Annotated in this window: 15 protein-coding genes; 14 read left to right on the forward strand and 1 reads right to left on the reverse strand. The window is 35.2% G+C overall.

Translation table 11 applies throughout. The features are described 5' to 3' along the window. From GSY74_RS00435 to GSY74_RS00470, 8 genes are all read left to right on the forward strand, one after another. Positions 1 to 360, forward strand: a 360-nt coding sequence (locus GSY74_RS00435) for a lysophospholipid acyltransferase family protein (protein ID WP_164663132.1), incomplete at its 5' end; no start/stop codon positions are given. A gap of 139 nt (positions 361 to 499) precedes the next feature. Next, complete coding sequence (rpmH, locus tag GSY74_RS00440) at positions 500 to 634, forward strand: 50S ribosomal protein L34 (protein WP_164663133.1); 135 nt, start codon at positions 500 to 502, stop codon at positions 632 to 634. Between the two features lie 14 nt (positions 635 to 648). Further along, on the forward strand, positions 649 to 963 hold the full coding sequence (gene rnpA / locus GSY74_RS00445) for a ribonuclease P protein component (RefSeq protein ID WP_164663143.1): 315 nt from the start codon (positions 649 to 651) through the stop codon (positions 961 to 963). A 120-nt stretch (positions 964 to 1,083) separates the two neighbouring features. Beyond that, positions 1,084 to 2,697, forward strand: coding sequence for a membrane protein insertase YidC (gene yidC, locus GSY74_RS00450; protein WP_164663134.1), 1,614 nt, complete (start codon positions 1,084 to 1,086; stop codon positions 2,695 to 2,697). 24 nt (positions 2,698 to 2,721) lie between these two features. Continuing rightward, complete coding sequence (locus GSY74_RS00455) at positions 2,722 to 3,663, forward strand: Jag N-terminal domain-containing protein (protein WP_255494384.1); 942 nt, start codon at positions 2,722 to 2,724, stop codon at positions 3,661 to 3,663. Between the two features lie 2 nt (positions 3,664 to 3,665). Next, a complete protein-coding gene (gene mnmE / locus GSY74_RS00460; RefSeq protein ID WP_164663135.1) occupies positions 3,666 to 5,006 on the forward strand; it encodes a tRNA uridine-5-carboxymethylaminomethyl(34) synthesis GTPase MnmE in 1,341 nt (446 codons plus the stop codon). 33 nt (positions 5,007 to 5,039) lie between these two features. Further along, entirely contained in the window at positions 5,040 to 5,738 is a 699-nt protein-coding gene (locus GSY74_RS00465) for a carboxypeptidase regulatory-like domain-containing protein (RefSeq protein WP_164663136.1), read from the forward strand. Between the two features lie 5 nt (positions 5,739 to 5,743). Then, a complete protein-coding gene (locus GSY74_RS00470) occupies positions 5,744 to 6,757 on the forward strand; it encodes a DUF2235 domain-containing protein (RefSeq protein ID WP_164663137.1) in 1,014 nt (337 codons plus the stop codon). Between the two features lie 212 nt (positions 6,758 to 6,969). Here GSY74_RS00470 and GSY74_RS10985 read toward each other — a convergent pair whose 3' ends face one another. Beyond that, positions 6,970 to 7,188: a transposase gene (locus tag GSY74_RS10985; RefSeq protein WP_164663145.1), complete on the reverse strand. Its 219-nt coding sequence runs from the start codon at positions 7,186 to 7,188 to the stop codon at positions 6,970 to 6,972. 12 nt (positions 7,189 to 7,200) lie between these two features. Here GSY74_RS10985 and GSY74_RS00480 point away from each other — a divergent pair, with 12 nt between their 5' ends. The 6 genes from GSY74_RS00480 to GSY74_RS00505 form a co-directional block, all read left to right on the forward strand. Next, positions 7,201 to 7,983: a hypothetical protein gene (locus GSY74_RS00480; RefSeq protein WP_164663138.1), complete on the forward strand. Its 783-nt coding sequence runs from the start codon at positions 7,201 to 7,203 to the stop codon at positions 7,981 to 7,983. Then, entirely contained in the window at positions 7,983 to 8,774 is a 792-nt protein-coding gene (gene surE, locus GSY74_RS00485) for a 5'/3'-nucleotidase SurE (protein ID WP_223157416.1), read from the forward strand. The genes GSY74_RS00480 and surE overlap by 1 nt, the downstream gene beginning before the upstream one ends. Beyond that, positions 8,765 to 9,409 (forward strand): ThiF family adenylyltransferase, encoded by a 645-nt coding sequence (locus GSY74_RS00490; protein WP_164663139.1) that lies wholly within the window; start codon positions 8,765 to 8,767, stop codon positions 9,407 to 9,409. Before surE ends, GSY74_RS00490 begins: the two co-directional genes overlap by 10 nt. Positions 9,410 to 9,411: 2 nt before the next feature. Next, positions 9,412 to 10,542, forward strand: a complete 1,131-nt coding sequence (locus tag GSY74_RS00495) for a serine hydrolase (protein ID WP_164663140.1) — start codon at positions 9,412 to 9,414, stop codon at positions 10,540 to 10,542. Further along, positions 10,523 to 10,855 carry a translation initiation factor gene (locus GSY74_RS00500; RefSeq protein WP_164663141.1) on the forward strand — a complete coding sequence of 111 codons (333 nt, stop codon included), beginning with the start codon at positions 10,523 to 10,525 and terminating at the stop codon, positions 10,853 to 10,855. The genes GSY74_RS00495 and GSY74_RS00500 overlap by 20 nt, the downstream gene beginning before the upstream one ends. 100 nt (positions 10,856 to 10,955) lie before the next feature. Next, on the forward strand, positions 10,956 to 11,212 hold a 257-nt coding region (locus GSY74_RS00505), incomplete at its 3' end, for a hypothetical protein (RefSeq protein ID WP_164663142.1).

The raw sequence follows: 11,212 nt of genomic DNA on the forward strand, positions 1-11,212 counted from the left end.
AATGCTGGTGGGATACTGCTTGATAGAGAAAATAGTCAAATGAGTGGCTTCTTTTCAGATATAAAAAGAGCTGTAAAAGAGAGCGGTTACTCCATTTTTATATTTCCTGAGGGGACAAGAAACAAAGGTGAAGATGCCCTGCTAGAGTTCAAAGAGGGGGCTAGGATTATTGCTCTGAAAAATAGATTGCCAATGTTACCAATCTATATTAGAACGCATACCGATAAAGCTTTGGGTAATAGTCTGAATGATAAAGATATGGAGCAGACTATTGAGATGGTGATAGGAGATTTGATTGATTATCGTAAAAAAGGTGATTTAGAGAAACTTTATAGAGAAACTTTTAGTGATTTACACTAAAGTTAAGTAAATTTGGGATAAAATCGCGTTTCAATTCATTGGATGAGGTCAGGTATTTAATATTTCATTCACTTTGTTCACAAAATATTCAACACCAGACCCCAAACCAAGTAAATACTAATAAGGATGGTTATCAGTTATGAAAAGAACCTTTCAACCACATAACACACCAAAGAAAAGAACTCACGGATTTAGAACAAGAATGAAAACTAAAAACGGAAGAAAAGTTATATCAGCTAGAAGAGCTAAAGGTAGAAAAAGATTAGCCGTATAAAACATTTTAGTAGTATTAAGACTACTAAAGAGTTCAATAGAGTTTATAAAAACTCCAAAACAGTTCACACTTCACAATTTGTACTCTTCTATCAGGCTCATAAAGAGGGGTATAGGGTTGGAGTGGTTGCCAGTAAAAAAGTTGGTAACGCAGTTCATAGAAATAGAGCAAAACGCCTACTTCGTTCCCACCTCATAAATCATGTTAATAAGCTTAAGATAGGGCAATATATATTGGTTGCCAAACCACTATTGCTTAATAGTAACTATCAGAACATAGATAAACAGTTTTTTAACGCGTTAAGGCGAGTAAAAGCCTTGAAACAATGATGTTTTTAAACACTTTTTGCTATAATCTCTAACACAATTTAAATAAGATTCTTAACTAAATAATATAATTTAACATATGAATAATATTTTTTAACATTAAAGAATAAAAGGCAATTTCTAGTGGAACAACAACAAGATTTACAGAAGCGACTCCTCTTAGCATTAGTACTTTCATTTGCAGTATTTGTACTGTTTGATATGTTTATGCCTAAGACAACAAAAACTGTTGATGATAATAAAACAGCAGTAGAACAACAGACACCATCGACTATATCGAACCCAACACCAAAGGCTGTTTCAACTCAATCAACTGCGGGGGTAGTTCAAAATATTCAAACTAATATGAATGCTCCTGTAACAACAGTAAAAGCATTAACAACTATAACCTCAGATAGATTTATCTTCTCAATTGATGAGATGGGTAGAGTGGCACAAGCAAAACTTTTAGAGAGTAAATATCTGATTGATGGCAAACAGTTAGAGCTTTTTAACCCAACATGGGTGAAACCTTTGGAGATAAGATTTGCAGACCCTGAATTAAACACAGAAGCACTTAAAGTACCATATACAACATCTTCAGATGCTATTACTTTGGGCAACAATCAAAATAGTGTGATATTAACTCAAAAGCTCAGTGCTACAACAGTTACTAAAAAACTTACATTTTATCAAGATGGTCATTATGATATAGATATAGAGCTGACAAATCCAGCACAATACTTTATAACAACAGGTCAAAGACCAGATGCTGACCATAGTATGTATATGGTTGTTAATGGTGCAATGGTTAGAAAATCTAACTTAACAACAGAGGTTTTAGAGGATGATGATATGGATGAAAACACTCCTACCTCTTTTCCAAATGCTAAGTTTGCATCTGCATTTGATAGATACTATGCCTCTATACTCTATAACTTTGAGACACCACTTAATGTCTCTGCGTTGAGAACCAAAGAGGATAATGCTCTTCTATTTGTTCAAGGTGAGCAGAAGATATCTCTACATGGTTATATTGGACCAAAAGAGTATACAGTATTTCAAAATATTCATCCAGAGTTAACAGAGGCGATAGAGTATGGTTGGTTTACTTTTATCTCTAAACCACTCTTTACTGTACTTCAGTGGTTTTATAACCTTGTAGGTAACTGGGGTTGGGCGATTGTTTTGGTGACACTGCTTATTAAACTTATACTTTTCCCACTCTCATATAAAGGTATGATGTCTATGCAGAAGCTAAAAGACCTAGCTCCTCAGATGAAAGAGATAAAAGAGAAATATGGTAAAGAGCCACAAAAGATGAATACTAAGATGATGGAGATGTATAAGAAGCATGGAGCAAATCCAATGGGTGGATGTCTACCAATGATATTGCAGATTCCTATCTTTTTCGCAATCTATAGAGTTCTATTAAATGCAGTTGAGTTACAGGGTGCAGAGTGGACTTTGTGGATTACGGACTTATCACTAAAAGACCCGTTTTTTGTACTGCCACTCTTAATGGGGGCATCTATGTGGTATCAGCAGAAGATTACACCAAACACCATGACCGACCCAATGCAACAGAAGATTTTCCAGTGGTTACCAGCTGTTATGACAGTTTTCTTTGTAACATTCCCAGCAGGTTTAGTACTATACTGGTTAATCAACAATGTCTTTACAATTGCACAGCAGTTTGTAATCAACAGTGCTTATGAAAAATATAAAGCAACAAAAGCTGAAGAGCATAAAAAATAGAATTTAAGGGGGTATTATAATAATATGAATATGAAAAGAATTGAAGCGACAACCCTAGAAGAGGCGTACAGAGAAGCAGCAAAAGAGTTTGCTTGTTCTATAACCGAGATAAATTATGAGATTATTCAACATCCAACAACGGGGATGATGGGGCTTTTCAAAAAAACTGCTATTATAGTAGCAGTTAAAAAGCTATCTACTATAGATAAAGAGATAGACAAAGAAGTTGAAAAAGATATTACTAAGGTTGAAAAGCCTAATCCTCTTAAGCCCAATAAGAAGATAGAAGAGACTCCTAAAGAGATTAAAGAAGAAGAGACAAAAAGTGAAAATATCGAAGATAAATCAGAATCTATAAAAGAGAAGATATTAAAAGAACAAGGGAGTGATAGCGTTTTAGATAGTTTTTTTGAAAACAAAACTACTGCTCCAGAGGTGGAAAATGATAAAAAAGAGGAGAGTACTCCTCTTGAATTTAATGATGATAGAGAATTCCCTAAAAATAGAGCTTTATCTATAGAGATAGAGAAAAAACTTGCAGAGCTTATGAAAATAGGTTGTTTTGATATTGATACAGTCGAAGTGGATGTATTTAATGGTATTGCTCATATATTTATAGATGGTGAAGATGCGGCACTTCTGATTGGCAAAGAGGGTTATAGATATAATGCTCTGTCATATATGCTCTTTAACTGGATAAATGCGCACTATAACTTATATATAAAACTTGAAATTGCAGAGTTTATACAGTCTCAAGAGGAGATGATAGTTAACTATCTAAAGCCCATTATCGAGCATGTTGGGCAAAAAGGTAGAGGTAAGACCAAGCCACTAGATGGAATTCTTGTTCAGATAGCACTAGAGTTGCTTCGTGCAGAGTTCCCTAATAAATATGTAGCTATTAAAACAGCTAGAGATGGCAGAAAATTTATAATTATTAATGACTTCAACAGTAGTAAAAAGTAGAGATGTCTAGTACCATCGTTGCTATTGCTACGGCACTCGGTGTCTCCTCTATCTCTATAGTAAGAGTAAGTGGAGACAACGCCCTCTCTATTGCGAGAAAAATCACAAAAAAAAATATTATAGAGCCTAGAGTGGCTCATCTGAATTCTCTTTATAACCACGAAAATCAACTCATAGACCAAGCTATCGTTATCTATTTTATTAACCCAAAAAGTTTTACAGGTGAAGATATAGTAGAGTTTCAGTGTCATGGTGGAATGATAGTTGCTGGAGAGATTTTGGAGACAACTATTGCTTATGGAGCTAGATTAGCCGAACCAGGAGAGTTTTCAAAACGGGCTTTTCTCAATGGTAAGATTGACCTAACCAAGGCAGAAGCTATAGCCAAACTTATAGAGACAAAATCGGTTGAGGGTGCAAAAATTTTAGCAAAACAGCTCAAAGGTAATCTCAAAAACTTTATAGATGAGAGTAGAGAGGCTCTGCTTCGTGCTACTGCATACTCTGAGGTTATGATTGATTATGCCGAAGAGGATATGCCTGATGATATACTAGACAATATCGTGCGACAACTAGATAATTTAACTGAACAGATAGAGAAGATAGTAGACTCTAGCCATAGACGGAAAGGTTTGATAGAGGGTTTTAGAGTTGCTATTATAGGTAAACCAAATGTTGGTAAGAGTTCTCTTTTAAATGCTCTTTTAAGTTATGATAGAGCTATTGTGAGCGAGATTGCAGGTACGACTAGAGACACTATAGAGGAGCAGGTGCGAATAGGTTCACATATTATCCGTCTCATAGATACTGCTGGTATCCGTGAGGCTAATGACACCATTGAGAAGATTGGTGTAGAGAGGTCATTAGAGTCCATAGAGGATGCAGATGTGATTATTGCACTTTTTGATGGGAGTAGCTCTTTTGATAATGAAGATGCAAAAATTTTGGAGATATTGGATAATAGTGAAGATAAACAGATAATTGTTGCAGTGAACAAGTCTGATTTGGAGCAGAAATTTGATATTGAAAAACTCAAAAGCTCTACTCTTATAGAAGTGAGTGCAAAACATGATTTTAAAAAACTTACAGATAAATTAGAAGAACTTTTTAATAATATTGGCACTGATGAGGAGTTGATGCTCATCTCAACTCGACAGATAGAAGCTGTAGAGAGGACAAAACAGGCTATTTCGGATGCAAAAGAACCTCTCATTAATGGTGAATTAGAGTTTTTTTCTTATCATCTTCAAGACGCAGTAACAGCTCTGAGTTCGATATCTAAACCTTATGATTCAGAAGAGATTTTAGACAAGATGTTTGGTGAGTTTTGTTTAGGTAAATAGATTTTTGATATAATACACAAAAAGGAATTATTTATGTTCAGAAGAAAATATACAATTTTATTAATAACAGCGATAGGGTTTACCGCATGTAGTACAAAGCCACAAACAATCACAGTCTCACAAAATAGTGGAACAATTCAACCTATGAAAGGTCCTATTACTGCTCCTATCAAAGAGGAGATTTTGATTAAAAATAACCCTAACTTAGGCACAAGGGTATCTGTACCAAAAAATAGACCAACTCTTGGTATAAAAGTGCTAGATAGCAATGAAGTAACTTCGGGTAGTGAACTAAATGGTGAGATTATGGAGAGAATGCCTTTTCCTGCAGATGAGTATAGTCGCCTAAAAAAAACTGGACGATATACAATCTCTGGAAAAATCTATCTTCAAAGCAGTATCAATGATGAAAAAATCACAGATAAAAAACTCAAACTCTATCTAAATCCTGTAACTAGCTATTCTCAACAGTGGTATCAGCAGAGCTATCTTGGTGGATATAAGTTATCTCCAGTTGATAAAAGACTCAATAACTATTTAAAAGTAGATTACACAACAGATGGTGGCGAGTTTAGATTTTTTGGTGTACCTAGAGGGGAGTATTATCTGATTGGTCAAATCTCTTGTGGGGAGAAGTGTGGATTTTCTAAAAGAAAAAGTACTCGTTTAGTCAAAGAGATTTCTGTTGGTTCTAATGTGAGTGATATTGAGTTGATGAAGATTGTGCCGTAGTTAAAATGTCAAAAAACATAGTAGTATTTGCAGATGGAACAGGTCAAGAGGGTGGTCGTGGCAACAACACCAATGTCTATAAGCTATTTAATATGGTAGCAGATAGGACAGAAGAGCAGATAGTTTTTTATGATAGAGGATTGGGAACTGGTTGGAGAAAGCTCTCTGGTAATATGTTTGGTGCAGGGATGGATCAAAATATCAAGGAGTGCTATACTTTTATCTTTGAGAATTATCTAGCAGGGGACAGGATATATCTGATAGGTTTTAGTAGGGGAGCGGCGACTGTTCGGAGTCTCTCTAGCTTTATACACTACTTTGGTATCTTGCCACAATCGAGACCAGAGCTTATAGATGAAGCGTATGAGATATATAAGATAAAGGGTTCTCAAAAGAGAGAAAAAAAGGCAAAAATTTTCATAGAGAGAAATCACACCATGTGGACACATATTGAGTTTATAGGTGTTTGGGATACAGTATCAGCACTGGGTATACCTATCAAATCTGTAGATGTAGCTTGTCAAAGTTTACCATTTATGAGACATAGATACCATGATTTCAAACTTAGCCCATCTGTCAAGTATGCGTATCAAGCACTCGCCATTGATGACTATCGTGATACTTTTCACCCAGTACTATGGGAAAATGAGAAAGAGGAGTACCAAGAGATAGAGCAGGTTTGGTTTGTTGGTTCTCATACAGATATAGGTGGAGGCTACAAAGAGCAAGAGGTTTCAGATATACCTCTACAGTGGATGATTGCTAGAGCTATCTTGCGAGGTATACTCATCTATCCAAACAATAGTGTATCTGTCACTCCTGATGTAAATGGTAAAGTCCATGACTCTCGTAAAGATTTTCCTATGAATATGTATAAAAAGAAGATGAGAAGATGGGACAACGAAAGAGATGGAGTTATAAAAGTTCACGAGAGTGTGTTAGAGAGAGTTTTTGATGTAGATGGTAATCCATATAAGCCTTGGGTTTTAGAAAATGAGTATGAGATTGTTAAAAACTAAACATTGGAATCGGAGACTTTAGTCCCGAAGTTCGGGTGTAAACACGCCGATTCCAAAAATGCAGATTTCATATACGGAAACGATGGCTTTAGCCTCGCCATATTCTAATATTGAACAAAAGATAATCCGCAATCCTCTTCCATAATCTATGATTTGGGAGAGGTTAGGATTATAGAGGCTTGTCCTGATTTCGTATATAATTTTTGATAATATCAATTGTAGCTCCACCAACAGATAGAAGACAATAGGATTGAGACCCCAAAAAAGGGTTTCCAATAAAAAGGCTTCAAATATTCTTTAAACTCTTTCCTTATATATCTACTACTTACCGTTTTAAAATTATTTATTAGTTTTGATAGCTGAATCTGTGGAGAAGATTCAAATGCAATATGAAGATAGTTTTGGCTACAATTATAACATAAAAAAATAATAGTTGTGAAAAAATGAAAATAGTAAAGACAGCAAAATTAAAAATTCTAACCCATACCACAACTTTTGATAACACCATAGAGATATATAATCAAGCTTTAAGTTTCTATATTTATGTTTGTGAAAAAGAATATCCAAATTTTTTAGATAAAGTTTCCAAAGAAAAATTAAATTATATAGAATCACTAACCCACAAAACATCCAAAAACAGAGATATAAAATATGATTTTGATAAAGATTTTTATAAATTTCCATCATACCTAAGAAGAGCCGTAATTATGGATGCATTGGGAGTTATTGATAGCCATTTTTCAAGAGTGAAAAATTGGGAAGAAAAAAAAGAAAAAGCTCAATCAAAAGGTAAAAAATTCTTTGAGAAGCCACCTAAAATAAATTATGAACCAAACTCTTTTCCTACTTTGTATAGAGACAATATGTGGAAAAAGATAAAAGATGGTATAGCACAAATCAAAGTTTTCAAAAAGAGTGATTGGATATGGATAGATATAAACTACTCGACAAAATCTCTAAAATCAGGAAAGAATTATAGATTTAAGAATTTTAAAGAGTTTAATCCTATGCTCATTAAAAAAGGAAAAAAATATTTTCTTCACATTTCACATGAAACAGAAGTTAAACTTAACTCAACTCCTCTAAAAAAACAAAAGGTTATAGGCGTTGATTTAGGCTTAACCAATAGTGCAGTTTGTAGTTGTATATCTAAGCTTTCTAGTGTCACAAGGAGTCCTCAATATTTATTGGGTAATTTTAACATAAAACAGTATACTATTCCCTAATGAAAAAAGATATAAAGAAAATACTAATAACAAACGACGATGGATTCGACTCTCCTGCTCTTTTAGCACTAATCAAAGCTCTGAAACCTCTAGGTGAAGTAACAACCGTTGCACCAACACTAGAGAAGTCCGCTTGTGGACACTCATTAACACTTACTAAACCTCTTAGATTTGTAGAGTTAGAGAAGGGATTTTTTAAACTAGATGATGGAACCCCAACCGATTGTGTTTTTTTGGCTCTGCATAAACTTTATGAGGCTAACTACCACCCTGACATAGTCATCTCTGGCATCAATATTGGGGCAAATATGGGTGAAGATATAACCTACTCTGGAACTGCATCAGGGGCTATGGAGGCTGTACTTCAAGGGGTTCCTGCTATTGCTATCTCACAAGATTTTTCTGATGATATGAGTGAGAGAGATGGGTGGGAGTATAAGTTGGCAACAGAGACTATTGTAAAAGTTGTCAAAAAGATATTTGATGGCTCGTTTCCTCTCTCTCCAAGAAAGTTTCTAAATATCAATATACCTGCTCTAAAACCAAATGAGTGCAGAGGTATAAAAATAACCAAAACAGGTAGCAGAGTCTATACCAATGATGCAGACTCACACATCAACCCACGAGGGGTGGAGTATTTTTGGATAGGGCTTGTGAACCATGAGTGGAGAGAGACGACAGGGCAAATAAGTGATGTTGGAGCTGTAAAGAGTGGTTTTGTCTCTATTACTCCTATTCATCTCGATATGACTTCGCATGATGACATTAGAGAGCTTGAGTCATGGATTTAAGATTTCAACGCTGTGAACTTCTTTTTGGAAAAGAGGATTTTGCTAAGATTCAAAAAGCTAAGATACTCATCCTTGGTGTGGGTGGGGTCGGTTCTTATGCTCTTGATTGTCTGTGGCGTTCAGGGGTTTCAGATATTACAATTATCGACTATGATAGATATGATGAGACCAACCAAAATCGTCAGATAGGTTCGGAGGCTGTTGGAGAGCTAAAGACAGATGTACTAAAAAAGCTCTATCCAACCATTACAGCTATTAATCAAAAGATGGATATGGCATGGGTTGCAGAGTTTGATTTTGAACCTTATGACCTGATTATAGACTCTGCTGATACTACCAAAGTCAAGATAGAATTGGCAAAAAAGGTCTATAAAAAGCTTATTATGTCAACAGGTTCAGCAAAACGATTTGACACCTCCAAGATAGAGGTTGCATCCATTTGGAAAAGTTCAGGTGATGCACTTGCTAGAAAAATTCGTAATGAACTCAAAAAAGCTAGATTTGATAGAAATTTTACAGTAGTCTTCTCTCCTGAAGAGGACAGATGCAAAGAGAAAGGCTCATTTGTCGGGGTAACAGGTGCTTTTGGGCTAACTATCTGTTCAGAAGCTATAAAAAAGATAATAAAAGGCTAAAGATGAAAATTTATATATATTTATTGATTTTTACCATTAATATATTTGCAAATGTTACAGAGTTTGAAGAGTATATAAGCAAAGAGATAGCAGACAAAACACCACCATCTGTCTCTTTTGCTATACTCAAAGGTGACAAGATAGTATATACCAAAAGCATGGGGTATAATGATGCAAATATGAGTCAAAAGACAACTACCCAAAGCGTCTATCATGTCTACTCTCTCACTAAAATTCTAGCCTCGACACTAGTGATGCAACTCATAGAGGAGAGACAGATAGGTTTAAATGACTCTATCAAAAAATATTTTCCAAACTTTGACCTTAGGTATGATGGAAAAGAGGTTGACATCACAATCCTAAATCTCCTCAACCACAGTTCAGGGATTGGTGACCGTTCATCGGAGGTCAAAGATATGATGGGAAGTCAAAAGAGCGACAGCTATTTGGAGCTACCCTATATGCCAGGGTCTGAGGCTAAATACTCCAATGCAGAGTATATTATTTTGAGCAAAGTTATAGAGCAAGTCACCAATAGAAGATTTGATGAGCTAATAAAAGAGTATATTTTAGAGCCTACAGAGATGAGACGAAGCGATTTTACTTATAATAAGAGTATGGCAAAGGAACAGGTTTATGGAACTATACAGTTTTTTTCACTCGCTGGAACAGTTATGAGATTTATGATTGAGGATGAGGATCAAGATTTCTATGAGGGGTGTATGTTATGGTTAAAAGAGTTTGATATAGAGTGGCAGGCCGCTGGTGGATTGGTCTCCTCCATAGAGGATATGGCAAAATTTCTCTCTGCTTATCATGGCAACAGACTATTCTCAAAAGAGACCAAAGATATATTTATCAACAACAAAACGGTCAAAGTAGACTCATGGATGTCCTCACAAGAGGAGGTAAGCTTTGGTATAGGCTGGTATCATATCCATGACAAAGGTAAATTTTTCTACCAACATCAAGGTTTAGGACCTGGCTTTAGAACCATTATGCGTATCTATCCAGAGCTTGATACATCTATTATTATCCTAACTTCACAGACCAGTATAGATATAGATGATTGGGCTGATAGACTTATTGAAAATATTATCACGGAGGGTAAAAATGAGAAAAAATCTATTTGAGATGGAATCCAATTTTGATGATGCTTGGATATCAGATAACAAAGAGAAGCCTAAAAAGGCTAAATCAAGAGAGATAAAAGTACCACAAAAGCATCAACTACACTTTGCCAAAGAGAAGCGAAGAGGTAAAGTAGCCACTATAGTCAAACCATTTTATCTTGAAACAGATGAACTTAAAACTCTACTCAAAACCATCAAGAAGAAACTGGGAACAGGTGGAACAATCAAAGAGTGTAGCTTAGAGTTCCAAGGTGAAGTAGAAGATAATTTGCGTGTTCAGCTTGAAAAACTTGGGTATAGGTTTAAATCTTAGAAAATTTCAATATCAAATCCTCTAATAATTAACCTAAAAGATATTCACTAATATAAAAAAATTAGATATAATCAAATAGAGACATATATTAGGGATTGATATGAGCAGTAAAAATTTTTTAGAAGTACCAATGGATGGAGCCAATCTCTATATTGAGATTGAACCAAATAGCAGTGATGAGGCTCTAAGTAGGTTGGGTGCAAAGAAGCCCACAAAATTCTCTGGAGATTTTATAGATAGGCACTCGATAGGGGATGAGAGCAACAGAATAATAGAGGGGTCAAGTGACATATTTAGCAGGGTTGGCAAATCCATTACACATATTGGAAAAGAGATATATGATAGTATAGAGGAGCT

This window comes from Sulfurovum sp. bin170, from assembly GCF_010892395.1.
Lineage (GTDB): Bacteria > Campylobacterota > Campylobacteria > Campylobacterales > Sulfurovaceae > UBA1140.